This window comes from Paraburkholderia hayleyella (genome assembly GCF_009455685.1).
In the GTDB taxonomy this organism is placed as follows: Bacteria; Pseudomonadota; Gammaproteobacteria; order Burkholderiales; family Burkholderiaceae; genus Paraburkholderia; species Paraburkholderia hayleyella.
The window spans coordinates 1,277,797-1,302,804 of sequence record NZ_QPES01000001.1; the positions used below are offsets into that span (position 1 = coordinate 1,277,797).

Below are 25,008 nucleotides of genomic sequence, written 5' to 3' on the forward strand. Positions count from 1 at the left end.
CTGAAGTTTGCCTGGTGTTTGCCTGGTGTTTGCTTGGTGTTTGCCTGGTGTTTGCCAGACGTTTGCCTGGCATTCGACGGCAACGGCCCGTGCGTCTCACGCCAGAGTTCACGCTTCAGGTGTAGCCCCCCGGTTAGGCCTGCATGCGTTGCAGCTTGTTATAGAGCGTTTTCGGGCTAATGCCGAGCAGTGAGGCGGCACGATGCCGGGTGCCGCCGACGGCTTCGAGCGTGGCCCGGATCAGCATGTCTTCGACCTCGGACAGCGCCGTTCCAACGTTCACCCGGACACTGCTGCTTTGCAAGGCGTAGGCATCACTCTGGCTGGTTGCACTGGTAGAGAGCGACTCCAGCACTTCACCCGAAGCAAAAAACGCGGTGCGAATCCGTTCCTGCAATTCGCTGACGTTGCCGGGCCATTCGTGAGCGAGACATTCCTGAATGAAATTTGCGCTGGCCAGTTTGGTGGTGTGCGCCGTGCCATGGGCGCGCGCGGTGTGATTCAGCTCGTCGAGCAGCGCGTAGGCCAGCAACGCCGGGTCGTGCCCACGTTCGCGTAACGGTGCAAGCGTGATGGTGGTGGTGTCCAGATGCGAGACGAGTTCTGGATGCAGCGTGCCTTGTGCAACAGCGTTGGCGGGCGTCTGGCTGAGCGCTAGCACCAGACGGAAATCCGTGCCTGCGTCGTGTGCGCCGCGGCTCCGAAGGCGCTCTTGCAGCTTGAGCGCTTCTATTAACGCTGTTTGTTGCGCGAGCGGTAGCGCGGTCATGCCGTCCAGCAAAAGCGTGCCGCCGCGGGCCTGTTCGAAGAATCCAGGTTCGCGTGGTTCTTGCGGGCTGGCGTCGTTGGGCGTCTCGCCGAACCAGGTCATGATGTCCGTTTGACCTGTGGCGTGCAGGGTGGCCGCGATGTGGCGGCAGTCCGCCACGACGAAAGGTCCGGTGCGGCGGCGGCTCATCTGGTGCAGTGTGCGGGCCGTGAGTTTCTTGCCGCTGCCGGCCTCACCGCAAAGCATGACAGCGGCTTCGGTGGATGCGATGTGTTCTAGCGCGTCATAGACTTGCTGCATGGCGCTGCTTTTTCCTAGCAATGGCCCAAAGTGCCCGAGTCGCCGCAAGGCCAGACGCAAGGCGTGAACCTCTTCGCCCAGTTCATGGGGGCGTGGAATGCGTGCCAGCAGACTGCGCAGACGCGGAATATTCACGGGTTTCAGCAGGTAATCCCAAATGCCGTGACGCAGCCCTTCGATCGCGCTTTCAACCGTTGCGTGACCCGTCATCACGATGACCGGTACGGCTTGGTCTGGCTGCGATGCAGGCAGGCTGTGCAACAGGTCGAGCCCACTGCCGTCGGGCAGGTTCAGATCGACTAGCACAACGTCCGGAACGAAACGCGCAATAGCCACGCGGGCTTCGGTGAGCGTGGCGGCGACAGCGACGGAGAAATCGTCAGCGGTGAGCAGGGCGGCGAGTCCGGAGAGGCTGTTGGGGTCGTCTTCGACGATCAGGGCATGAGGCATGGCGGATCGAATCATTTCAGGTGACGCCCTTGCTAAGGGGGCGGGTGATTGATCGAAGTTTCTTTCCCAGCAGAAAACGTGCCAGCCCCGTTAAGGGCTAGGTACGCGACGGAATAGGCCTGTTGGGGCGGCATGCGGTGGCCCGTGGTTGCAAATTTGGTGGTGCACCCGGAAAAATTTTCCGGGTGCACGCGCTTCGCCAGGATTGAACGCAGCGTTGCTCCCATCCATGCGCAAATCAATGGAATGGGTGTAAAGAGATAAAGAGATAAGGAGAAACGAAAAAAGCGCCCGAAGGCGCTTTTTTAAGGCTGTGGCCGCCACGATCAGGCAGGCCAGGCTTGGCGCTTACGCGCGGCTACGGTATTCGTGTGTGCGGGTGTCGATTTCGATTTTGTCGCCAATATTGCAAAAGAGCGGCACTTGCAACTCAAAACCCGTGTTGAGCTTGGCCGTTTTCAGAACCTTGCCTGATGACGTATCGCCTTTGACCGCTGGTTCGGTGTAGATGATTTCCCGGACCAGCGTGGTAGGCAGTTCAACTGAAATCGCTTTTTCATTGTAGAAAACGACTTCGCAAGCCATGCCGTCTTCGAGGTAATGCAGCGCATCGCCCATCATTTCGGCTTCGACTTCAAACTGGTTGTAGTCGGTGTCCATGAACACATACATGGGGTCGGCAAAGTACGAATAGGTGACTTCCTTGCGCTCCAGCATGACCACGTCGAATTTGTCGTCGGCCTTGTAGACCGATTCCATGCCTGCGCCAGTCAGCAGGTTTTTGAACTTCATCTTGACGACGGCGGAATTACGGCCCGATTTGTTGTATTCGGCCTTTTGCACGACCATTGCGTCGCCGCCGATCATCACGACGTTGCCAGTGCGGAGTTCCTGAGCGATCTTCATAAAACTGTCCTGTACGAAATAATTAGCTTTAATGTGCGCAACGGCTCGCGGTGCGAGGCAGGTTTATGTGATTGTGTCGTTTTTATGCCGACCGTTCTTTTGTGCCGTTGGGTAACCGCTTATTTTAACTGACTTTTTGCAAAATCGGCCAAATTTCCGGCTAGGTCGCCGATTCGGGCGAGTTCCTCCGCCCAGTTTGTGGCGCGTGCGTCAAACAGCGGACGATAACGGCTGAATTCATCCCAGTCAGGCGTGCCAACGCCATTCCAGGCCAGCCAGAGATGGCGTAGCGCGGTGGCGGCCGCAGGCGGCAGACCTTGGGTGTAATGCGTGAGGGCTGCGTTGAGTTTGGGCAGGTGCGCCCCGTCGGCCTGGGGGTAAATGTGCCAGATGAAGGGTTTTTGCGCCCATTGCGCACGCACGAACGAATCCTCCCCCCGGACGAAATTGACATCGCTTGCCCAAAGCAGCCTGTCGTAATCGGACTGACTGGAAAACGCCAGCGCATGCGCGCTCAGATTGCCTTGCTGTGCCTGCGCACCGGCAGCGAACGATGTCCGCCCCAAAAAATGGGCGACCGCACCCGAGATCCGGCCTTCGGGGACCAGTAAAACGATGGGCTTGGCGCTGTCGCGCCATTGTTCGAGCAGTGAAGGCAGCGCGGGGTTTTCGTAGGCGAACAGCGACACCACGGTCGCGCTGGAGGCGGGCGGTGATGTGCCCGTGGCGCGTTGCCACCAGATTGCACGGGCGGTGTTCGAGGCCCTGAAGGCGTTGCGCTGCGCGTCCAGCGTGCGCTCTTTCAGCACGCCGCCGGTTCCTGCACCGAGCCCGGGAAAGAAAAACGTTTTGCGCAGCGCATAGCGTGGATGCGGTGAGGGCCGCAGATGAAAATCGGCGACCCAGTCCTCCGCGCTCAGGTATTCGAGGTTGAGCCACACCGGCGCGCGCGCGCGTTGCGCCATGGCCGCGAGATAAGCCGGTGGCAGCTCGCAACCGAATGCTTCGATGACCACATCCGCCACGTTCAATGCCGCATTGGCCTGCATGGGCTCATGCCAGTGTTCGATGATGATGCCCTCGACCGTTTGGCGCGTCTGCCCGAGCGTGAGCGCGGGACAAAGCTGGCGGAACGTGTGCAGGTCATCGACCAGAAGGCGGATCTGCCAGCCGTACTCCGCGCTGAGCTGACGCGCGAGCCGCCAGCAGACTCCGATATCGCCAAAATTGTCGATCACGACACAAAAAATATCGCACGTGATAGCGGCCATGGTGCGAGACGCAGGGCTTCCGGAGGGCAAAGCGGGTGGGTCGGAGGGAAGAGCAGGGGACATGAGCCGGAGAGAAAAAACTGAAGCAAAGCTGAAGCAAAGCTGAAGCGCCAGGGACCATGAGGCGGGCACTGACTTCGGTAGAGGCGAACATCGCCGCCTGCAAGGAAACCCCTGCGGCCAAGCCTTGCTACTCATTACCGCAACATGGCGTAGGCGCACGGAGAATGCTCTAAACTGCCAGATTCTAAAGCACGCCCCACTTCTTTCATTGCGCTGCGGCACTCGCACAGCCCGATCCTGAATGACCGATTCCGCCGCTCCTCCTGCTTCCGCTAGCCCCGAACCGCCTGTCCCGTTCGAGCCGAAAAAACTGCTGGCGCAATTGCCGCATTTGCCAGGCGTTTATCGTTATTACGATGCGCGCGATACCGTCCTGTATGTAGGCAAGGCACGCGATCTGAAAAAGCGCGTTTCGAGCTATTTCACCAAAACCCTGGCTTCGCCGCGCACCGCCATGATGGTGGCGCGTATCGCGCGCATCGAAACCACCGTAACGCGCTCCGAAGCAGAGGCGCTGCTTCTCGAAAACAACCTGATCAAGGCATTGGCGCCGCGCTTTAACATCCTGTTCCGGGATGACAAGTCCTACCCCTATCTGAAGCTGAGCGACCATCCTTTTCCGCGCATGGCGTATTACCGCGGCGCGGTTGACCGCAAAAACCAGTACTTCGGCCCCTTCCCTGGCGGATGGGCGGTACGCGAGAGCATTCAGATCCTGCAACGCGTGTTTCAACTGCGCACCTGCGAGGATTCGGTTTTCAATAACCGCACCCGGCCTTGCCTGCTGCATCAGATCGGACGCTGTTCGGCACCTTGTGTCGGTGCGATTGGCGCGGAAGATTACGCGCGCGATGTGAACAATGCCTCGCGTTTTTTGCTTGGGCAGCAAAGCGAAATCATGCACGAGCTCGAGCAGAAGATGCAGGCGCTGGCCGCCGATCTCAGGTTCGAGGAAGCCGCAGCGGTGCGCAACCAGATGAGTTCGCTCTCGACGGTGCTGCATCAGCAGGCCATTGACGTGGGCGGCGAGAGCGATGTCGATATCCTCGCGGTGGTCGCGCTGGGCGGGCGCGTGTGCGTGAACCTGGCGATGGTGCGCGGTGGGCGCCATCTGGGCGACAAGGCGCATTTCCCGCTGCATGTCGAACGGGCGCTGACGGTTGCAGAAGGGGGGCTGGCGCTTGCCATGCCTTCCGGTACGGGTGCCACGGAGGCGGCCGCGGCTGATTTGCCGGGTTTATCCGCCGTGGCTGAAGCGTCAGCGCTTGAGCCACGGCTGTCAGCCGAAGCCGAAGCCGGAACGGATGTCAGTGGCAGCGAAGACGCGGGTTCCGACGCGGGTTCCTTTGCGCCGGACAGCATCGAAACCGAAGTGCTCGAAGCCTTTATCGCGCAGCACTATCTTGGGCATCGCGTGCCGCCGGTGCTGGTGGTGAGCCATGCACCGGCGAACCGGCAACTGGTTGAACTGTTGAGCCAGCAGGCGGGGCACAAAGTGACGCTACTGCGCCAGCCGCAAGGCCAAAAGCGGGCGTGGCTTGGAATGGCGGAACACAACGCGAGTCTTGCACTGGCTCGCTTGCTTTCCGAACAAGGCTCGCAACAGGCCCGCACGCGTGCGCTGGCCGATATCTTGAGCCTTGAATCCGATGATCTGGCGGGTTTGCGCATTGAGTGCTTCGATATCAGCCACACGATGGGCGAGGCGACCCAGGCGTCATGCGTGGTGTATCACCATCACAAGATGCAATCCGGGGAATACCGGCGCTACAACATTACGGACATCACGCCGGGCGACGATTACGCGGCCATGCGCCAGGTGCTGACCCGTCGTTACGAAAAACGCATCGCCGAAGCCGCGGCGCAACGGCTCAATGAAATACCCGATAAAACGTCCGATAAAACGTCCGATAAAACGCAGGACAGTCCGGCCGCAGACACTGCTGCGGCCAGCAGTGTGCTACCCCAGATCGTGCTGATTGATGGCGGCAAGGGCCAGGTTGAAATTGCGCGTCAGGTTTTTGTGGAGCTGGGCCTCGACAGCAGTTTGCTAGTGGGCGTAGCCAAAGGCGAAGGGCGCAAGGTGGGGCTCGAAACGCTGATTTTCGCCGATGGCCGCTCACCCCTGGAGCTTGGGAAAGAAAGCGCGGCGCTCATGCTGGTCGCGCAAATTCGTGATGAGGCGCATCGTTTTGCCATCACGGGCATGCGGGCGAAGCGCGGCAAGACACGGCAAACCTCACGGCTTGAAGAACTGGAGGGCGTTGGCGCCAAACGCCGCCAGCGTTTGCTGGCGCGTTTTGGCGGCCTGCGCGGCGTGCTGGCGGCGAGTATCGAAGATCTGGCTAGCGTCGAAGGCATTTCGCTCGGGCTGGCCGAGCAGATTTACCGGCAACTGCATTAAGAATCCCCTGAGCGCTCGCGCACAGGGGCCCTCTGAGGCAAAAGGCTGTCTGGATTCAGGCGCGCTAGCTGATATCGAAGGCGTATGGCGGCCCTCCGAAAGGGTTTGTCCGGTGCTGGCTTGTAGCGGCTTCGGTGACACGGCACAATGCACCCTCTCTTGTCCGAAGCGACGCTTAACTCATGCCGTTTAATTTCCCGATATTTCTGACGTGGCTGCGGATCGTTTTGATTCCGCTGGTCGTTGGCGTGTTTTATCTGCCCGATGCGATGCTGAGTGCGACAAACCGCAATTGGGCCGCCGCAATCATCTTCATTCTTGCCGCGCTGACAGACTGGTTCGACGGTTTTTTAGCGCGCAAATGGAACCAGACCTCGGCTTTCGGTGCTTTTCTCGATCCCGTGGCGGACAAGCTGATGGTGACCGCCGCGCTGCTGGTGCTCGTGCAACTGGCAAGGCTGGATGCGGCGATCGCGCTGGTGATTGTCGGCCGTGAAATCACCATCTCGGCGCTGCGTGAATGGATGGCGCAGATCGGTGCATCGAAGAGCGTGGCGGTGAACTCACTGGGTAAATTCAAGACCGCCTGCCAGATGATTGCGATTCCGATGCTGCTGCTATATGGGCCACTCTCGCTGGGAGGCGGGTATGTGATCGACACCCGCATTTATGGCCTGTGGCTGATTTATCTGGCGGCGTTCCTGACCATCTGGTCGATGTTCTACTACATGAAGCTGGCGTGGCCGCAAATCCGTGAGCGGGGCGGCATGTCATAACGAGATATGATTCGTCTACTCGCAGGGGTTGACACGTTTCGGCGGCTTCTACATAATCTCCTTTCTCCGGCATTTGAAGGTTTTAAGTGCTGGCGAAAATGCAGGAATGCAGGAATGCGGGAGTAGCTCAGTTGGTAGAGCGCAACCTTGCCAAGGTTGAGGTCGCGAGTTCGAGCCTCGTCTCCCGCTCCAGGTTTTTTAAAGCCAGTCATTCAAGTTTGGGCTGGGTTTGGTTGTTGAGTTGTTGAGTTGGTTAAGCATAGTTAAATCGTCGTTCAGTCATGGTTTAGTCAGGCCCTAAGCGGGAGTAGCTCAGTTGGTAGAGCGCAACCTTGCCAAGGTTGAGGTCGCGAGTTCGAGCCTCGTCTCCCGCTCCATTAAAAAGGGAAGCCACGCTTCCCTTTTTGCTTGAAAAGCTAGTGAGCAACACGTTGTATTGTTTCCGTTTCTGTTTTTGGCGCGATAGCAAAGCGGTTATGCAGCGGCCTGCAAAGCCGTTTAGGCCGGTTCGACTCCGGCTCGCGCCTCCAGTCTCAAGATAAAGCCCTGATTCGTCAGGGCTTTTCTTTTTTGTGCGCATTGTCCATTGTCATATATGGGACTGCGCCGTCTAAAGTAGTACAAAGCCCTCTCTAGCACTCAAATAAAGCGCCAAACCACTCGCATATCGACTGATTGACTAATTGGTCGTTTGCGTGGGTTTGTTGCGGGGCTATGTCCACAAAAAGAATGCGTTTGCCACGGGATGTGGGAATACATCATTCGAGCCACTTTCCTTGGCCTTCGATACGGAGGTCGAGAGCGATACATACGTTCGGCGCCTGGATTCATTTGAACACCCCCTTGGTACATCGACCGCACCCCATTTTCAGATTTATCCGATCGTGTTTTATCTGATGATTTTCTAGCCTGCCTGACAGGTGGCGGCAAGCTCATCCAGGCCGCACCCTGTCTCCCATACAGATGCCCCGTGCCGTGCACACCGGCAAGCGGAACGCGTGCGGCTCAATACTGGCCAGCATCTAGCTCCTTTTCCGGAACCCACTCGCCTGCCCATGTTCAATCCTCTCCAGCCCCGCACGCTAGCCGTCTCCGGCGCAGCCCTGCCCACGTACGGCATGGATGGCCAGCCGATCCTCATCCCGGTCCGCCTGCAAGGCACCGAAACGCTCGGCCGACTGCATGACTGCTGTTACCGGCTCACTCTTAAAAGCGATGACGCGCTGGCGTTTTCGCCGAGCCTGACGGCTAGCCTGGATCTGGACAGCGTGATCGGCACCGAAGTGACCGTGCGAATCGAGATCGAGGGCAAGGGGCACTTTGTCCCGGGCCAGTTGGGAAGCGCGGGCGCAGGCAATATCGGCGCGGGGGTACGGGAAATCACGGGCATCGTAACCCGCGCGCGCATGGCTGGTGAGGATGGCCGCTCAATGGTCTACGAACTGGAACTGCGCCCCTGGCTGTATCTGGCCACGCTCAGCCAGGACTGCCGGATTTTCCAGAACATGGATGTCATGCAGATCACCGATGCGGTGCTCGGCAAATACCTCTTCCCGCTCGAAAAGCGCCTGTATGCCCGCGTAAGCGCGAACGGCTATCCGGTGCGCGATATCCAGCGCCAGGCCTGGGAAACGGACTGGGCCTTTCTCCAGCGGCTATGGGAAGAATGGGGTATCTGGTGGTGGATGGAATACAGCGACGGCCGGGCGCGGCTCGTGCTGGGCGATGCGCTTGCCGGGCACACGCCCCACGGCCCGGCATATGAAACCATTCGCTATGTCTCGCCAACCGGCAAGCGCATTGACGAAGAACACATTCACGAACTGTCGGTGACAAGCCGGCTGACGGGCGGCCGCGTCACGCTGGTTGACTACGACTACACGCAGCCCCGCGCAAACCTCCGAGTGGAACACCCGGACCCGCGCAAGACGGCCCAGGCGGATCAGGAAAGCTACGAATGGGCCGACTATAGCCAGCCGCAGGCAGGGCCGATGGGGATGTCTGGCGAGCGCAACAATCCGCAGGCCGAGGCGCAGTATCTGGCGCGCGTGCGCATGGAAGCCCGACGCAGTGCCGGATTGCGGGCACACGGCAGGGGCAGCCTGCGCGGCCTGAGTACCGGGTACACCTTCACGCTGGCAGGCTATCCGCAGCAGGACGCGAATCGCGAATACCTGGTGGTGTCCTGTACGCTCGATATCGAGGATATCGGGGTGCAGTCCGGCGCGGGCCAATCGTACCGCTGCGAGACGGCGTTCGAGCTCCATCCGCTCGGGGAGCCGTTCCGGCTTGAGCGCAGCGTCGGGAAGCCGTTTATCCGCGGGCTGGAAAAAGCGCTGGTGGTGGGCCCCGCCGGGCAGGTCACATGGACGGATGCACTGGGGCGCGTGAAGGTGCAGTTCGCGTGGGACCGTGAAGGCCAGAACGACGAGCATTCGGGTATCTGGCTCAGGGTGGTGCAGCCGTGGCAGGGCGCGAACATGGGGACGGCCTTTATCCCGCGCATCGGTCACGAAGTCACCGTGGACCATTATCACGGCGACCCTGACCTGCCCATCGTGACGGCCAGCGTGCCCAACCCGTTCAATGGCCCGGCGTATGAGCTGGCGGCTAACAACCCGGTTTCCGGCTTTCGCGGCCAGGAACATCATGGTTCGCAGTCCGGGCAGGTTCTCATCGACGACACCCGGGGCCAGATCCAGACGCAGGTGGCCAGCGACCATGGTACGTCGCAGCTCAGCCTGGGCAATTTGCGGCGCATCGCGGGCAGGAAGGGACGACAGGACGCACGGGGCCAGGGTTTCGATTTGCGCACCGATATGTGGGGCGTGCTGCGCGCGCTGATGGGGCTGCTAATCTCGACCGATGGCCAGCCGGGAGCGCCGGGGCATGCGAAGAACGCCGATGAGGCGCTCGCCCGGCTCACACGGGCGCGCGAGCTCCACGAAAGCCTGACGGAGCTGGCGCAGCAGCACGAGGCGCAGCAGAAAAACGCGGACCAGAGTGAAGTTGCAAAGGCGATTGGGGCGCAGAACGATGCGATCCGGGGCGATGTGGCGGGCGCGGCGGGTCATGCCGGCGCCAGCGCTGGCGGGAACGATTTTCCGCAGTTGAAGGAGCGGCATATCGCCATGGCCAGTGGCGCGGGGATCGGCCTGACAGCGGAGAAAGGCACGCACATCGCCAGCAACGAAGATTTCGCCGTGACAGCGGGCCGGCATGCGGGCATCGCGGTTGGCCACTCGTTCTTCGTAAGCGTGGCCAATGCGTTTTCGCTGTTTGTCCACCAGCTCGGCATCAGGCTGGTAGCGGCCTCGGGAAAGATACAGCTCGAGGCGCAAAGCGGCCAGATCGGGATCACCGCGAAGAAGGGCATTGAGCTGTCCAGCACGACAGACAGCATCATCCTGGGCGCGGCCAGGGAAATCCGGCTCAGGGCAGGCGACTCGGAGCTCGTCATCAATGCGGAGGGGATCACCGGCCGCACGCAGGGGCAGTTCCTGGTTCACGCGGCCAGTCACGTGAGCGAGGGGCCGCAAGGCAGCGGTAGCGGCTTTCCGCCGTTGCCCCAATCCGGACCAGGCCAGCTTGAGGTACTGCGGCAGTACGCGGGCGGTTTGCCGGTGAGTGGCAGCGCGTTCACGGTCACGGACAGTCTGGGCGCAGTGCACGCTGGCACGCTCGACGCGGCGGGCCGTGCCCTTGTAAGTGGGCTTGTCGCAGGCGCGGTCAGTGTGAAGCTGGGCAAGGATCCCCATGACCCATGGGCACCTGGCAGCTACCAGAAGCCGCCCAGATGGAAGCCTGCGGATATCGGGGCCCCGGGCGTTACCTGAGCGTTCCTCATGCCCCAGCCTCCCCCGCTTCTGCCCAGCATCGATGCAGCCGTTGTCCCACTTGACCAGATAACACTCGCCGACCTGTCGGCCGGCTCCGCCCGCTTCGATGCCTGGCTGCGCGAGTCAAGTGGAGGCTACGTAACACTGGAGCGAGTCCGGGACGTCTCCGCCTCCCTGCCGGTACTCGGCAACATCATGGCGGCGATCGACGTCTGCGGCGACATCGTGACGCTCGTCCAGAACCGCAACACCCCCCGCCCGGCGATCGACCAGACGCTGGACTGGGCGAGCCTGGGCATCAACCTGATCGGCGTGCTGCCGATCCCGGTTGGGACGGCCGCCGCACGCATGTCGCTGCGCCCGGCCCTGGGCATCGTGCGCAACGCCGTCAGGGAGGGTGCGAAAGACCTGGGCAGCGCCATCGTGGCGGTACTCGCGGCACACGTCACGGCCACGCTGATGGGCGAGCTGGAACCCTTTGTCCTGGAGGCGAAGGCGCGGCTCACGGCGCTGCTGAAGGACTGCGGCGACGAGGCAGAAAAACTCCTGGCCACCCTCGCCCGCGCGCTCGATGATCTCGCCGCCGGACAGCTGGCCGACCCCTCGGAGAACCGGAAAGCGGCGGACCACAAGTTCTCGCAGGTATCGGCCAGCGCGCTCGTGCATAGCCCGCTGGAGACGGTTGACAACCTGTTCGACGCGCTCTGGGAGGTTGGCAAGGCGGCCACGAAGGATGAGCTCAACCGGGTGACAGGGTTCGCCGCCACCCTCATGCCGGAAGAGGCAAAGGGCATGATCCGGCAGATGGCCACGGGGCTGCGCGAGGCCATCCCTGTCGTCAGGCAGCAGCTCGCCGGCATGGCCAGCGGGAAGGAAGGCACGATCATGTACATGCTCAACCTCCTGCTCCGTGCGCTACAGGTCTACGAAAGCAGAAAGCATCGGCTTGAGGCGAGCGTCAGGAGCGACGCGGCCAACCAGGTGAAGAAGCAGCACGCAGGTGACCAGGTTGAAACACGCTCTGCCGAGGCGAAGGTGCGGATGCCTGGCCCGTCGGTGTGCGTAACCTGCCGTGCCGGACAGCCCAGGGCCGCGACGGGGGGCGCCATCGGCTTTGGGCTGGGCGAGGAATCCTTCAGCCATACTGATTTCGTCCTGCCCGGCACACTGGCTGTTGAATGGACCCGGACATACCGCTCGAACTTTGGCGCACATGATTCGGGCGGGCCGCTGGGGCCGCGCTGGACGACACCGTTTCATACCGGCTTCGAGATCCGGGGCGACACGCTCGTCTGTCACGATGCCTCGGGGCGCAGTGTCGATTACCCGCTGCTGGCCACTGGCCAGGCGCATTACGACGCCATCGGGCAGAGCACGCTCACGCGCGTTTCGGAGACGCAGATCACGGTTACACGCGGCGGGCAACTGAACGAGACCTACGGGCGCGAGGGCACGCGCTTTGTACTCAGGAGCATCACGGACCGTTCGGGCAATGCGCTGGTGCTCACCCATGCTGACGGGCGGCTGGCCACGGTCACGGGCAGTTCAGGCGAGATCGCGGGCCTCACGCACGATGAACACGGGCGCATCACGCGCATCGCGCTGCTCGATGAAGCAGGCCAGGAAGGACGCACCCTGGCCCGTTATACCTACGATGAAGCGGGTGACCTGAGCGGGGCGAGCGACGAAGATGGCGCGTCATGGAGCTATACGTACTCGCACCATCTCGTCACGCGCTACACGGACCGCACCGGACGCGGCATGAACCTGCAGTGGAATGGCACCCACCGTGAGGCGAAGGCAGTCCGCGAATGGGCCGATGACGGCACGTTCGACACGCGGCTCGAATGGCACGAGCGGCTACGCCTGACGCTTGTGACTGATGCGCTGGGCCACACCACGCAGCAGTACTACGACATCGATGGCTACCCGTACCGGGTCGTGTATCCGGACCACACTGAAGAATGGTTCTTCCGTGACGCTGCCAAAAACATCACCCGCCATGTCTATCCTGATGGCGCTGAAGAACAGTTCACGTGGGACGCGCGCGGCAACCTGGCTGCGCACACGGCACGCGATGGCCGCACGGCGTACTTCGTGCATGACCGGCATGACAACCTGACTGGTATCCAGGACCCGGAGGGGCATCGCTGGGAGCGGTATCACGACAGCAGGGGGAACGTGACGGAGGCGACGGACCCGCCCGGGCGCGTGACGAAGTACGCCTTTAACGATGCCGGATTGCCGGTGGAGATCACGGATCCGGAGGGGGGTAAAAAGCAGCTTGCGTGGCGACCTGATGGCCAGATCGAGCGCTACACGGACTGCCCGGGCAAGAGCACGACGTGGACATATGACGGGCGTGGCCGGCTCACGGCGATGCGCAACGCGGCAGGTGAAACCACCCGTTATGAATACGGGGCGGGGCAACGGGTGACACTGGTGCGGCCTGACAGGAGCCGTGAAGTGTTCGAACGCGATGCCGAGGGACGGCTGCTGACGCACACCGACGCCCTGAGCCGGCAGACACACTACCGGTACAACGCAGCGGGCCTGGTTTCATCGCGCACAAATGCGCAGGGCGATGCGCTGTCCTATATCTGGAATCGGCTGGGCCAGATCGTGGGCCTGCGCAACGAGAACGGCAGCGAATACACGTTCGGCTATGACGCGGCCGGGCGGCTCACCAGCGAGAAGGGTTTCGACGGCAGGACCACCCGGTATTACCGCGCGGCGGACAGCGGCGTGGTGACGCACCAGCTCGAAGGCGATGTGATGCAGGCCCTTGAGTACGATGCGATGGGGCGGCTCAAATGCCGCCGGGGCTGGAAGGCGCAGTTCAATGAGCGGGGGCGGGTGTTGCTGCAACCGCAGGACGGGGTGAAGGTGGAGAGCGAGTCGTTTGCGTACGACGGGCTGGGCCGCCTGCTGCATGCGAACAACGGGCATTCACGGGTACAGCGGTTTTACGATGCGGTGGGCAACCTCGAGCGCGAGACGCTGCGTATATGGATCGACCAGAAAGCACACACCTTCGTCTGGCGGCACGAATATAACGGGCTGGATGTGCGGGTGGCGAGCGTGCGCCCTGATGGCCACCGGCTCGACTGGCTGACTTACGGGGCTGGCCACGTACATGGCCTGATGCTTGATGGTCGGGCAGTGGTGGATTTCGAGCGCGATGAGGCGCACCGGGAAACCGGGCGGGAGCTGGGTAACGGGCTGGGGCAGGTTACTACCCGGGATTCGGCTGGACGGCTCGCACATCAGGTGCTGCAGGGCATCAGGGAGCATCCCGCGGGCAAGCTCATGGAGCGGCGTTACCGCTATGACGCGGCGGGCCAGCTTGAGCAGGTTGGGGACATGCGGCGTGGCACGAGCCGCTATGCATATGACCCGCTCGGGAGGCTGACATGGGCCCAGTCGTCGCTGGGGGTGGAGACGTTCGCGTTTGATCCGGCGAGCAATTTGCTTGAGCGTGATGAACGGGATGAACACGGCATGGTCCTGTCCAGGCCGAAGAGCCGTTCCGCCCTGCTTGACAACCTGCTGAAGGACTACGCAGGCACGCACTACGAATACGATGAACGCGGCAACCTGCGCGAGCGCATGGCCCATGGCGAGAAAACGGTGTTTGGCTGGAACAGCTTCAACCGGATGGTGTCAGCGACTACGCGACAGATGGAGGCGACCTATGTCTACGACGCGCTGGGACGGCGGATAGCGAAGTCATCGGAAGCGCAGGTGCCGTGGAATCTGAATGCGGGAAGTGGCTGGAGGGATGCCGAGCGCAAACGCCTGAACCGGGAGTTTGGCTATGGTCTGACGCTGTACGGCTGGGATGGTGACCTGCTGGCCTATGAAACGTCATGGGAAAAGCGCACGACGACGCATTATGTCTATGAGCCGGAGAGCTTCACGCCGCTCATGCAGGCGACGGGGGCAGCGGTGCCTGAAGCCACGGCGTCTGCGCCGCCGGTGTTTGACTCAGTCGCGTACTATCACTGCGACCAGATCGGGACGCCGCAGGAGCTGAGTGACGCAAACGGCGCGATCGCATGGAGTGCGTATTACCGTGCGTGGGGTGAGGCGCAGGAAGTGATTGGCGATGCAGCACGCAAGGCCGGGATCAGTAATCCGCTGCGCTTCGCGGGGCAGTACTTCGATCATGAGACGGGGCTGCATTACAACCGGCACCGGTATTATGATCCGCACACGGGGCGGTTTATCAGCAGGGATCCGATCGGGCTGGTGGGCGGGGTCAATGTTTATCAGTACGCGCCTAATCCTATCGAATGGATCGATCCGTTCGGATTGTCAAAAACGCCAGTCGGTGCAGGAAGAAAACAAGCGTCTCCAAAGGCGAACCAGAACGCTAAGTGCCCCTGTAGAAAGGCGTGGGAAGTGAACCGCTTTGATCGGGTCTGTGAGGCAATGTTAAACGGAACGCGCGTGAAATATTTCCGTGACCCCACTACAGAACTATGGTGGTCTCAAGATACCGAGGGGCATGGAGGATCTGCCTGGAAGGTAATGGCCCAAGTTGACAACAACCTGGTTCATAAACAAGATGCTGACATTTACGGCGACTATATGAGTAAACATAAGGGCGATACCGGCAAATCAATGCCCACGGGCAATATGAAGTGTCGAGATGCTAAGGGAAACGGAGAATGATTCATAGCGCGGAAGAATTCAAGCAATATGTTGAAAGCGATAACGAAGATGAGTTTCTAAAATCTCGAGAAGCCGCTTCAGATGACGTATGGTTTGATGTGCTGTCGAAGTATCCCGAACTGTCTCGACAAGTTGCGTTTAACAGCAGCATTTCGGTACACGTGCTTGAGCGTTTATCGGAAAGCCGCGACAGCGAAGTCCGCTGGGACGTGGCAACAAAGCGAAGAATAAGCCGTACTACATTTGAGCGTTTGGCGCACGATATCGATGCAAGTATTAGGCATAGGATTGCATGCAATCCAAAAGTGCCAGAGGACATTCTGGTACAGCTTGCTTCGGACGAAGATGAGCTTGTTTCTGAGGCGGCGAAGAAAAGACTGAAGGCTTAACCATAATGAACGAAGGGCCGCTTGCGCGGCCCTTCGTTCATTCGGCGGCAATGGTCAATCGCCCCTGTTCGACGTTGATCCTTACGCACTGCCCTGCTTCGAATTCGGCGTGCTCGATTCACCTTTCTGAGATCTCCATCCACGGATAAAACGGCGGATCGTTGGGATAGCCTTGAGGTTGCCATTGGCGATAGTGCCACGACTGCTGAATGGTCACGAACCGTTCCGTGAACCGCCCCGGATTGGATGGAGGCTCCTACAACGGACCGAGACAGGTTACTACCCGGGATTCGGCTGGACGGCTCGCACATCAGGTGCTGCAGGGCATCAGGGAGCATCCCGCGGGCAAGCTCATGGAGCGGCGTTACCGCTATGACGCGGCGGGCCAGCTTGAGCAGGTTGGGGACATGCGGCGTGGCACGAGCCGCTATGCGTATGACCCGCTCGGGAGGCTGACATGGGCCCAGTCGTCGCTGGGGGTGGAGACGTTCGCGTTTGATCCGGCGAGCAATTTGCTTGAGCGTGACGCGCGCGATGAGCATGATATGAGCCTGTCCAGGCCGAAGAGCCGTCCCGCCCTGCTTGACAACCTGCTGAAGGACTACGCAGGCACGCACTATGACTACGACGAACGCGGCAACCTGCGCAAGCGCGTGGCCCATGGCGAGAAAACGGTGTTTGGCTGGAACAGCTTCAACCGGATGGTGTCAGCGACTACACGACAGATGGAGGCGACCTATGTCTACGACGCGCTGGGACGGCGGATAGCGAAGTCATCGGAAGCGCAGGTGCCGTGGAATCTGAATGCGGGAAGTGGCTGGAGGGAGGCCGAGCGCAAACGGCTGAACCGGGAGTTTGGCTATGGTCTGACGCTGTACGGCTGGGATGGTGACCTGCTGGCCTATGAAACGTCATGGGAAAAGCGCACGACGACGCATTATGTCTATGAGCCGGAGAGCTTCACGCCGCTCATGCAGGCGACGGGAGCAGCGGTGCCTGAAGCCACGGCGTCTGCGCCGCCGGTGTTTGACTCAGTCGCGTACTATCACTGCGACCAGATCGGGACGCCGCAGGAGCTGAGTGACGCAAACGGCACGATCGCATGGAGTGCGTATTACCGTGCGTGGGGTGAGGCGCAGGAAGTGATTGGCGATGCGGCACGCAAGGCCGGGATCAGTAATCCGTTGCGCTTCGCGGGGCAGTACTTCGATCATGAGACGGGGCTGCATTACAACCGGCACCGGTATTATGATCCGCACACGGGGCAGTTTATCAGCAGGGATCCGATCGGGCTGGTGGGTGGGGTCAATGTTTACCAGTACGCGCCTAATCCGATTGGCTGGATTGATCCGCTTGGATTGATTAAAGTTTTCCGTGGTGCAAAGCCAGGAAACGAGCCCTCGTTTGAGCCGAGGTCAGGGGAATATAAGGTCAAAGATGGCATGGTTCAGCCTACGCATGGCGTATCTGTCTTTGATAATCCAGCAAGTTGTTCATGCAGAGGATTTGAGCCGCATGAAATTAATTCGGACACTGTTCCAGACACGTTGCAGATTATTCAACGAGGCAAGGATCAGGCTCACTATGAAATTACTCCGTCCGCGCCTATCACTGAAAATGCATATAAAGATGCACTTGGCAAGATAAAGACAAGGTAAGAGATCATGATTGATAAGATTAAGATTACATACCCAAGCTGGTACGACGAGCTTGCTGAGTTTGAGCACGAGGAAAAGGGTTATTTAAATGGCGTGCAAATGAGCACAGATGGTCGCAAGGTTGTTCTAAATTTCTACGATATAGCGAGGTTGACTCAGGACGCGGACAATGATGTCCAAGAAAGCGGATTCTTCTATATGCAGAATGTCGTAATTGTTGAATCAGTGACAAGAGCAAATATCGAAGCAGCCGCGCAGGGGATTGCGAAAGCCGTACTGAAGTGACTTATCAAGGACAAGGGCCGCGATTGCGGCCCTTGGTTTATCTACCTGGAGGTTATGCTCGGCCGCGCCTGGTTGTCTGCACCTGAGCGAGCCATACCTTGTGCAGTTCGTCGGGCGGGAGCTGGGTAACGGGCTGGTGCAGGTTACTACCCGGGATTCGGCTGGACGGCTCGCACATCAGGTGCTGCAGGGCATCAGGGAGCATCCCGCGGGCAAGCTCATGGAGCGGCGTTACCGCTATGACGCGGCGGGCCAGCTTGAGCAGGTTGGGGACATGCGGCGTGGCACGAGCCGCTATGCGTATGACCCGCTCGGGAGGCTGACATGGGCACAGTCGTCGCTGGGGGTGGAGACGTTCGCGTTTGATCCGGCGAGCAATTTGCTTGAGCGTGACGCGCGCGATGAGCATGATATGAGCCTGTCCAGGCCGAAGAGCCGTCCCGCCCTGCTTGACAACCTGCTGAAGGACTACGCAGGCACGCACTACGAATACGACGAACGCGGCAACCTGCGCGAGCGCATGGCCCATGGTGAAAAAACGGTGTTTGGATGGAACAGCTTCAACCGGAAGAAGATGGGGTTGCGCGCACTGACTAGGGCGAAGAAGCGTTCGCGGCTTGTCCTAGGCATGAGTGATGCGTATGTACCCAATGTCCTGCAGCGCAACTTTTTCGCGAAGGTCCCCAACCCAAAATGGGTGACCGATGAACTGTGTTCAACGTAAACGGACAGAAGCTCTATCTATCAGCCTGCATGGATTTTTACAACGGCGAAAGCATCGCGCCCTCTCAGAGGGCGCCAGCGAATTGACACTTCATTCAGCCCCTGGCTGGCAGTACAAGATGCAACCTATCGGGCGATGCTGGTGCGTTGCGCAGCTACGCAGAGCATGAGTTGCAAGGGCAACTGTTTTGACAACGCGGTGATCGGGAGCTTCTTCGGCAGCCTCAAGGCCAAGTATTTCCATCTTGCAACGCCTGATGGCCTTGACGCTCTAGAAGCGGGTCTGGATGAGTTGAAGCTGAAGATGGTTATGACTTACCCAAGATAGTTGTGTCCGAATCCACCCCAAGTAGAAGGGATCTATCGTTATGAGTGAAGCTTCGGATCGACCAGAGAACAATACACAGTTTGAGCCCGGTGACCTCTCGGACCCGCAAACTGGGAAACGGTCAAAAGGTTTGCGGTCTCAATCGGCAATGCCGGTGTTCAACGACTTGCCCGCAATGCGTGCCATGAAGGATCTTATCGATCCGCCGACGATACGTGCCATGAAGGATCTTATCGATCCGCCGGCGATACGTGCCATGAAGGATCTTATCGATCCGCCGGCGATACGTGCCATGAAGGATCTTATCGATCCGCCGACGATATGTGCCATGAAGGATCTTATCGATCCGCCGGCGATACGTGCCATGAAGAATCTTATCGACCCGCCGGCGATACGTGCCATGAAGGATCTTATCGATCCGCCGACGATACGTGCCATGAAGGATCTTATCGATCCGCCGGCGATACGTGCCATGAAGAATCTTATCGACCCGCCGGCGATGCACGCGATGCAAGCACTTATCGACTCGCCAGCACTACGGGCAATGCGAAGCTTTATTGATTCGCCAGCGATGCGATCAGTACGGGCACTTCGCAACGTACCATCGATGGAGGTCACAGCGGCATTCGCTGATGTAGTCAGGACAGGTGACAATGAACATCTCGGTATGCGCTCGCTCGTCAGCGGGTCTTTGGAGAGGTTAATCGGCCACTCCCTAGGCAAATCGATGCTCCTTCAGTCGATTGCAAGCATCGAGCCAAGCCGGATGCAAATGATTGCCCGACTGGCCGCACAACAGAATTCTTCGGATATGAGCGTTGAGTCACTGCTCCGCGAGAGACAGAATGATTTTCACGCGCAACCGACTCCTGCAACAATTAAGGCAGAAATCGAGCAGGCGTTAACTGGCGATGCTCCCATAATGCCGCTTTCGAGGGATGCTTTCGTCGTTCTTCGCTGGATAGTCACGGTTCTTCTCATGTTGTATAACGCAATTGCCGCTTGGCCTGATTTTCAGACAGGACTCTGCGATTTACAAACCCGACTGATATCCGCGAACTCTCTTGCAGGAATTCGGCATTTGGTACAACAGAATGTATGTGAGATACCGCACCGGACCTTGAGAAATCTTCGTTATACCAGCGACGAGGGCATCCGTCTTTATGAACGCCCGGCGATTCAGTCGACAATGCTTGAGACCTTGCCTCGTGGAGTCGTTCTTGTTGTATTGAACTCTAGTAATCGAGACTGGCTGTTCGTGCATGTAACCTATGACGATATCGAGCGAGAGGGATGGATATCGCGCAAATTCACAAGACGGTTCGTGCAATGACGGTTGCCCTCTCTTGGGATGTCTGGTTGAGGGCCACACGAATGACCGAATAAATCGATGCCAGGTTACGCTAGCAAACCCCTGACCATCCTCTACACGCCATGTCCTCGCTTACTCCCCCATCTTTGATTCCTGGCGCTTCCTCTTCCACTTTCGAATTCACCTGGCGCTGGAGCGCGTTTGCCGAACTCACGGCGACTGAAATTTACGATGTGCTGGCAGCGCGTAGTGCGGTTTTTGTCGTGGAGCAAAACTGTGTCTACGGCGATATCGACGGCCAGGACAAGCACGCCTGGCATTTGCGTGCCTATGCGGGCGCGCCTGGGCAGCCCAGTCTTGCGGGCTATTTGCGCGTGCTGCTTCCCGATCCTGACGACGCCGATGTCCGGATTGGCCGGGTGCTGACCTGTCCGGGTTTTCGCGGCTTGGGGCTGGGCCGCCTGCTAATGGAACAGGCACTCGCGCATATCGATGCTCAATGGCCAGCAATAGCCATTCGTTTGCATGCCCAGGCGCATTTGCAGTCTTTTTACGGCGCGTTTGGTTTTGATCCGGTTTCCGCGATTCACGATGAAGATGGCATTGCACATGTCTGGATGCGTTCTTCACGCAGCCGGGCGCGAGCCGATAGCCGCATCCAGTGACGTAACGCCAGGACTGCGCCAATCACACTCATCATCGAGCCGGGAATCCAGAGCAGCAGGCCACCAATTTGCTGGTCACGCATGGGGCTAAGCCAGGTGAAGGCGCGTCCGCAGATCGAATAGATGGGATACAGCTCGCGCGGCGAAAAAAAGATGAATGCACCCAGCAGGATCTGCGGGGGAATCGCGGCGATCACCATCAACACGCGCCCCCCCGGCGCGAGCCGGGCGGGCGGCGCGGGACGCGTATCCAGTACCAGCCACCAGAACATCAGGCCGTCGAGCACCATGCTCCAGTTCATCAGCCGATACAGCCGCCAGTCGAGCATCGCTATAAAGTGAATCGGTGAGAGCAGCCAGAAATAAATCAGTCCAACGAATAACCCGACCGCGACCACCGGGTGCAAAAGCACATCGAGTACGGCTCGCACGGGACGTGTCTGCAGCACGGGCCGAATGAAACGTTGCCGCCACGCAAAGGGAATGCCGGCGCGTAATGCCGTGCCGGGATACGCCAGCGCAATGAAGAACGGCCCCAGGTGATGCAGTACCAGATGCTGCGCCCGATGCATGAAAAATTCGTGTTCGAAGAAGTAGTCGAGGCGCGTGTGCAGCGCGACATACAGTGCGCCCAAGCCGAACCAGAAGGAAATCTGCCGTGCCACGGAGAGTTTTGCCCGGCGTACGCCGCGCACAAACAGGATGGCGGTGACAAGCATGACGATGACGACAGTGGGTGACGGCTCCCACGGTTCGAGCCAGTAGAGCAGGTTCATCAGAGGTATAGGTTCTTTGGCAAAAAATAAGGAAAAAAGACGCGGGCGCTGAACGCCGGAACGCGGCTCAGGCGGGGTGCTGGATCAGCCGCTGCAAATCGTGAGCGATAACCTCGGCCGAATCCTGATCGGTTGCGAGTAGTCGTGCATGGCCTTGCGCATCGAAGATATAAACCGCCGAGCTATGAGTGACTTCGTAGTCTCCGTTGGGATCGCGCTGTTCCATCTGATAGGCAACGCGGTAGCGTTTTGCCAGCCCTTCGATTTGCCGTTCGCTGCCGCTCAGGCCGAACATGTGTTGCGTATCGAAGGCGCGGACGTAGGCGTGCAGCGCCTGGGGCGTGTCGCGCGCGGGATCGACCGTGACGAACACAATGCGCACCTGCTGGGCTGCATCGCCGAGCAAGGTCATGACCTGCATCAGGCGCGCCATGGTTTCAGGGCAGACGTCCGGGCAATGGGTATAGCCGAAATACACCAGCGTCGTATGGCCTTTGAAGGTGTCGCCTGTCGCGGGCCGACCATCGTCGCCGGTGAGCGAGAACTCGAGATCCGGCAGATGCCCGGATACATGGGTCAATTGCCACGGCGTGGCATCGCGCGAGCAGCCTGCCAGCGAGCCGAGCATAAGCATGATGCAAAAGAAGGCGGCACGGGCCATGGGCTGAAGACACGAAGGTTTGAGGTGCCGGAGCGTGAAGCGGCCGGATGCGGAGATTGAGGAGCGCACGGACAGAATCCAGAACAGGGAAAAGAACGAGAGTGGACGAGGGCGCTCCAGCATGCGGGAGCGCCAGGCGGCCAACGGAGCGTGAAGTGATCGGCTGATAGCAGGATGGCTGACGGCCTGGGTCTTCATGCCGCCTGATGGCCGGGTGTCGGGTGTCGCAGTGGCTGCGACTTTAGCGCAAATGCAGGTGTGCTGTCGCGTCTCGTGGAGCGCAAATGATGGGCGAGGCAATTTGCCGCATCTGTCTGAAAGCCTGACGAAGCCTGATTGTGCGGCTTTTGCAGGGTATCGGGCCGGAGCGCCGGTGAAATCAGGGCGCATGCCGCGTGAGGGCTCCTGCTTTTGCGGCAATGTCTGGAAGGCGGGGTAAGATGCGGGCTCTTTGCCTTCAGCGTAGTGGCAACACAAAACGAGCCGATGCAAGCGGTGCAAACAATACAAACGATGCAAACACTTCCGGTAGGGCTGTCTCTGAGGGAGACAGCATTTTTTCTTGATTTCGATGGCACGCTGGTTGAACTGGCTTCGACGCCGGAGGGTGTGCAAGTTCAGCCCGAGGTTGTGCCACTGTTGCAGACGTTGCAGCGTGTCACGCAAGGCGCCGTGGCGATTGTGACGGGCCGGGGCATCGCCAGTATCGATGCTTTTCTGGGGCTGCCGGATTTGCCGGTCGCGGGGTTGCACGGCGCTGAGCGGCGCGATGCTAATGGCGATACGCACCGCACCGGTTTCAACGATGAGCGGCTGCTGACGATGGAGCAGGTGCTGGCCGAGGCGGTGAAGGCGCATCCAGGCATGTTGCTCGAAATCAAGGGCGCGGCTCTCGCGCTGCATTACCGCAATGCACCGGCATGCGAGCCGCTAGCGCGCACGCTGACACAGCGGCTGGTCGCGGATTACCCGCAGGCTTACGGGGTCCAGCCAGGCAAGATGGTCTATGAAATCAAACCTAAAAACGTGGACAAGGGCCGGGCGCTGCGAGCTTTTCTCAATGAGTTGCCTTTTGCCGGGCGCACGCCGGTGTTCGCGGGCGACGATCTGACCGACGAAAAAGGATTTGCCGTGGTCAATGCCTGCGGTGGCTGGTCGATCAAGGTCGGTGCGGGCGAGACCTGCGCGCGCGCCCGTGTGGCGTCGGTCGCGGCTTTGCTGGCGTGGCTGGCGCAGCTTGCCGCCGCCAACTAGCGTTGATTGGCTACGCGGCGCTGCCTGAGCGTGCTTTCGCCTCTGCTTCCCCCTTTTTGTTCCTGTCTTTGACTTTGATTCCTCTTCGCTTCGCATACGGAAATATCGCACTATGAGCCGACTCATCATCGTATCGAACCGGGTCGCCCCGATTTCCGAAGGTGGCCCTGCGGCGGGCGGGCTCGCTGTCGGCGTCTACGATGCACTCAAGGAAACCGGTGGCATGTGGTTTGGCTGGAGTGGCGAGGTGCAGTCGTCGGGGCAACTGCAAATCAGGCTCGAAGAGCGCGGCGCGGTGACCTTCGCCACAGTCGGATTGTCGCGGCGCGATTACGATCAGTATTACCGCGGTTTTTCGAATGCGACGCTCTGGCCCGCGTTCCACTACCGGGCGGATTTGCTGCAATACGACCGCCACGATTTTGCCGGCTATCGCCGCGTCAATACCTGGCTGGCGCAACAGCTTGTCCCGCTGTTGCAGGACGATGACGTGATCTGGGTTCATGACTATCACCTGATTCCGTTCGCCCAGGCGTTGCGTGCCGCGGGCCTCACCAACCGCATCGGCTTTTTCCTGCATATTCCGTTTCCTGCGTCCCAGGTGCTGCTGGCCGTGCCGCCGCACCGGGAACTGGTGGAGGCGATGTGTTCGTTTGATTTGCTGGGTTTTCAGACCGAGCCCGATGTTCAGGCCTTCTGCGATTACATCGTGTATGAGGCGAATGGCAGCGTCGAGCGTCCACCGCAGGGCCCGCGCCGTATCGAGGCGTTTGGCCGCAGGTTGCAGGTGGCGGCTTATCCGATTGGCGTGTATCCCGACGAAATCGCCGAACTGGCGAAAGCGGGTGAGCGTGGCCGCCCCGTGCGCATGATGAAAGCCACGTTGCACGCGCGCAAGCTGGTGATGAGCGTGGACCGCCTCGATTATTCGAAAGGGCTGGTCGAGCGTTTCCGGGCGTTCGAGCGTCTGCTCGAACATGCGCCTTGGCAACGCAATCACGTGTCGTTTCTGCAGATCGCGCCGCCGACGCGGGCTGACATGCATGCTTACCAGGACATCCGCTTGCAGCTGGAAGGCGAGTCGGGCCGGATCAATGGCCGCTTTGCCGAGCTCGACTGGACGCCGATTCGCTATATTCACCGCCAGTACGATCGCGCGGTGCTAGCGGCGTTGTTTCGCACTGCGCATGTTGGCTACGTGACGCCATTGCGCGACGGCATGAACCTGGTCGCCAAGGAATACGTCGCAGCCCAGGATCCGGCGGACCCTGGCGTGCTGGTGCTCTCACGTTTTGCTGGCGCGGCGCAGGAACTGAATGGCGCGCTGATTGTGAATCCGGTGGATATCGACGGCATGGCCGAGGCACTGGCCCGCGCGCTGGCGATGCCGCTGGCGGAGCGTCAGACGCGCTATGAGGAGATGATGACGCAACTGCGCGAGAACAATGTGTCGGTCTGGCGCGATAACTTCATCCGCGATCTTCAGGCTGCGCGGTAGCGGT

17 protein-coding genes and 3 tRNA genes are annotated in these 25,008 nt (G+C 60.0%); 15 read left to right on the plus strand and 5 right to left on the minus strand.

Annotation, left to right across the window (positions count from 1 at the left end):
• Window positions 1-133: 133 nt before the first annotated feature.
• From GH657_RS05860 to earP, 3 genes are all read right to left on the minus strand, one after another.
• Complete coding sequence (locus GH657_RS05860; RefSeq protein WP_153101654.1) at window positions 134-1,519, minus strand: sigma-54-dependent transcriptional regulator; 1,386 nt, start codon at window positions 1,517-1,519, stop codon at window positions 134-136.
• Window positions 1,520-1,867: 348 nt separating this feature from the next.
• Window positions 1,868-2,425: an elongation factor P gene (gene efp, locus GH657_RS05865; RefSeq protein ID WP_153099839.1), complete on the minus strand. Its 558-nt coding sequence runs from the start codon at window positions 2,423-2,425 to the stop codon at window positions 1,868-1,870.
• Window positions 2,426-2,544: 119 nt separating this feature from the next.
• A complete protein-coding gene (earP, locus tag GH657_RS05870) occupies window positions 2,545-3,696 on the minus strand; it encodes an elongation factor P maturation arginine rhamnosyltransferase EarP (protein ID WP_246174008.1) in 1,152 nt (383 codons plus the stop codon).
• A 304-nt stretch (window positions 3,697-4,000) separates the two neighbouring features.
• On the opposite strand from earP, the gene uvrC reads away from it, so the two are divergent.
• From uvrC to GH657_RS05935, 13 genes are all read left to right on the plus strand, one after another.
• The gene (uvrC, locus tag GH657_RS05875; RefSeq protein ID WP_153099841.1) at window positions 4,001-6,163 is read left to right on the plus strand and encodes an excinuclease ABC subunit UvrC; all 2,163 of its coding nucleotides are present in this window, start codon (window positions 4,001-4,003) and stop codon (window positions 6,161-6,163) included.
• A 182-nt stretch (window positions 6,164-6,345) separates the two neighbouring features.
• Window positions 6,346-6,939, plus strand: coding sequence for a CDP-diacylglycerol--glycerol-3-phosphate 3-phosphatidyltransferase (gene pgsA / locus GH657_RS05880; protein ID WP_153099842.1), 594 nt, complete (start codon window positions 6,346-6,348; stop codon window positions 6,937-6,939).
• A 116-nt stretch (window positions 6,940-7,055) separates the two neighbouring features.
• Window positions 7,056-7,131: transfer RNA gene (locus tag GH657_RS05885), tRNA-Gly, on the plus strand.
• Between the two features lie 109 nt (window positions 7,132-7,240).
• Window positions 7,241-7,316, plus strand: a tRNA-Gly gene (locus GH657_RS05890).
• Window positions 7,317-7,395: 79 nt separating this feature from the next.
• Window positions 7,396-7,469 (plus strand) — tRNA-Cys (locus GH657_RS05895).
• A gap of 525 nt (window positions 7,470-7,994) precedes the next feature.
• The gene (locus GH657_RS05900; protein WP_153099843.1) at window positions 7,995-10,775 is read left to right on the plus strand and encodes a type VI secretion system Vgr family protein; all 2,781 of its coding nucleotides are present in this window, start codon (window positions 7,995-7,997) and stop codon (window positions 10,773-10,775) included.
• 9 nt (window positions 10,776-10,784) lie between these two features.
• Window positions 10,785-15,455, plus strand: a complete 4,671-nt coding sequence (locus GH657_RS05905; RefSeq protein WP_153099844.1) for an RHS repeat-associated core domain-containing protein — start codon at window positions 10,785-10,787, stop codon at window positions 15,453-15,455.
• The gene (locus GH657_RS05910; RefSeq protein WP_153099845.1) at window positions 15,452-15,844 is read left to right on the plus strand and encodes a hypothetical protein; all 393 of its coding nucleotides are present in this window, start codon (window positions 15,452-15,454) and stop codon (window positions 15,842-15,844) included. The genes GH657_RS05905 and GH657_RS05910 overlap by 4 nt, the downstream gene beginning before the upstream one ends.
• 209 nt (window positions 15,845-16,053) lie before the next feature.
• Complete coding sequence (locus GH657_RS05915; RefSeq protein ID WP_153099846.1) at window positions 16,054-17,502, plus strand: RHS repeat-associated core domain-containing protein; 1,449 nt, start codon at window positions 16,054-16,056, stop codon at window positions 17,500-17,502.
• Between the two features lie 6 nt (window positions 17,503-17,508).
• A complete protein-coding gene (locus tag GH657_RS05920) occupies window positions 17,509-17,787 on the plus strand; it encodes a hypothetical protein (RefSeq protein WP_153099847.1) in 279 nt (92 codons plus the stop codon).
• A 100-nt stretch (window positions 17,788-17,887) separates the two neighbouring features.
• On the plus strand, window positions 17,888-18,511 hold the full coding sequence (locus tag GH657_RS18510; protein ID WP_153099848.1) for an RHS repeat domain-containing protein: 624 nt from the start codon (window positions 17,888-17,890) through the stop codon (window positions 18,509-18,511).
• 367 nt (window positions 18,512-18,878) lie between these two features.
• Window positions 18,879-20,171 carry an SH3 domain-containing protein gene (locus GH657_RS05930; protein ID WP_153099849.1) on the plus strand — a complete coding sequence of 431 codons (1,293 nt, stop codon included), beginning with the start codon at window positions 18,879-18,881 and terminating at the stop codon, window positions 20,169-20,171.
• 101 nt (window positions 20,172-20,272) lie between these two features.
• A complete protein-coding gene (locus GH657_RS05935; protein WP_153099850.1) occupies window positions 20,273-20,815 on the plus strand; it encodes a GNAT family N-acetyltransferase in 543 nt (180 codons plus the stop codon).
• Here the strand turns inward: GH657_RS05935 and GH657_RS05940 are convergent.
• Together GH657_RS05940 and GH657_RS05945 are read right to left on the minus strand one after the other, a co-directional pair.
• Window positions 20,737-21,591, minus strand: coding sequence for a cytochrome c oxidase assembly protein (locus GH657_RS05940; protein WP_153099851.1), 855 nt, complete (start codon window positions 21,589-21,591; stop codon window positions 20,737-20,739). The two genes, GH657_RS05935 and GH657_RS05940, sit on opposite strands and share 79 nt — an antisense overlap.
• A gap of 67 nt (window positions 21,592-21,658) precedes the next feature.
• On the minus strand, window positions 21,659-22,375 hold the full coding sequence (locus GH657_RS05945; RefSeq protein ID WP_425495726.1) for an SCO family protein: 717 nt from the start codon (window positions 22,373-22,375) through the stop codon (window positions 21,659-21,661).
• Between the two features lie 390 nt (window positions 22,376-22,765).
• Between GH657_RS05945 and otsB the strand changes: the two genes are divergently transcribed.
• Window positions 22,766-23,506: a trehalose-phosphatase gene (gene otsB / locus GH657_RS05950; RefSeq protein WP_153099852.1), complete on the plus strand. Its 741-nt coding sequence runs from the start codon at window positions 22,766-22,768 to the stop codon at window positions 23,504-23,506.
• Window positions 23,507-23,618: 112 nt separating this feature from the next.
• Window positions 23,619-25,004, plus strand: a complete 1,386-nt coding sequence (gene otsA / locus GH657_RS05955; protein WP_153099853.1) for an alpha,alpha-trehalose-phosphate synthase (UDP-forming) — start codon at window positions 23,619-23,621, stop codon at window positions 25,002-25,004.
• Window positions 25,005-25,008 lie beyond the last annotated feature (4 nt).

Excerpts from the sequence above, each read along its gene's own strand:
- uvrC (WP_153099841.1), top strand. The coding sequence starts at position 4,001 with ATGACCGATTCCGCCGCTCCTCCTGCTTCCGCTAGCCCCGAACCGCCT.
- GH657_RS05910 (WP_153099845.1), top strand. The coding sequence starts at position 15,452 with ATGATTCATAGCGCGGAAGAATTCAAGCAATATGTTGAAAGCGATAAC.
- GH657_RS05930 (WP_153099849.1), top strand. The coding sequence starts at position 18,879 with ATGAGTGAAGCTTCGGATCGACCAGAGAACAATACACAGTTTGAGCCC.
- earP (WP_246174008.1), bottom strand. The coding sequence starts at position 3,696 with ATGGCCGCTATCACGTGCGATATTTTTTGTGTCGTGATCGACAATTTT.
- GH657_RS05905 (WP_153099844.1), top strand. The coding sequence starts at position 10,785 with ATGCCCCAGCCTCCCCCGCTTCTGCCCAGCATCGATGCAGCCGTTGTC.
- GH657_RS05920 (WP_153099847.1), top strand. The coding sequence starts at position 17,509 with ATGATTGATAAGATTAAGATTACATACCCAAGCTGGTACGACGAGCTT.
- otsB (WP_153099852.1), top strand. The coding sequence starts at position 22,766 with ATGCAAACACTTCCGGTAGGGCTGTCTCTGAGGGAGACAGCATTTTTT.
- efp (WP_153099839.1), bottom strand. The coding sequence starts at position 2,425 with ATGAAGATCGCTCAGGAACTCCGCACTGGCAACGTCGTGATGATCGGC.
- GH657_RS05935 (WP_153099850.1), top strand. The coding sequence starts at position 20,273 with ATGTCCTCGCTTACTCCCCCATCTTTGATTCCTGGCGCTTCCTCTTCC.
- GH657_RS05860 (WP_153101654.1), bottom strand. The coding sequence starts at position 1,519 with ATGCCTCATGCCCTGATCGTCGAAGACGACCCCAACAGCCTCTCCGGA.
- pgsA (WP_153099842.1), top strand. The coding sequence starts at position 6,346 with ATGCCGTTTAATTTCCCGATATTTCTGACGTGGCTGCGGATCGTTTTG.
- GH657_RS05900 (WP_153099843.1), top strand. The coding sequence starts at position 7,995 with ATGTTCAATCCTCTCCAGCCCCGCACGCTAGCCGTCTCCGGCGCAGCC.
- GH657_RS05945 (WP_425495726.1), bottom strand. The coding sequence starts at position 22,375 with ATGCTGGAGCGCCCTCGTCCACTCTCGTTCTTTTCCCTGTTCTGGATT.
- GH657_RS05915 (WP_153099846.1), top strand. The coding sequence starts at position 16,054 with ATGGTCACGAACCGTTCCGTGAACCGCCCCGGATTGGATGGAGGCTCC.
- GH657_RS05940 (WP_153099851.1), bottom strand. The coding sequence starts at position 21,591 with ATGAACCTGCTCTACTGGCTCGAACCGTGGGAGCCGTCACCCACTGTC.
- otsA (WP_153099853.1), top strand. The coding sequence starts at position 23,619 with ATGAGCCGACTCATCATCGTATCGAACCGGGTCGCCCCGATTTCCGAA.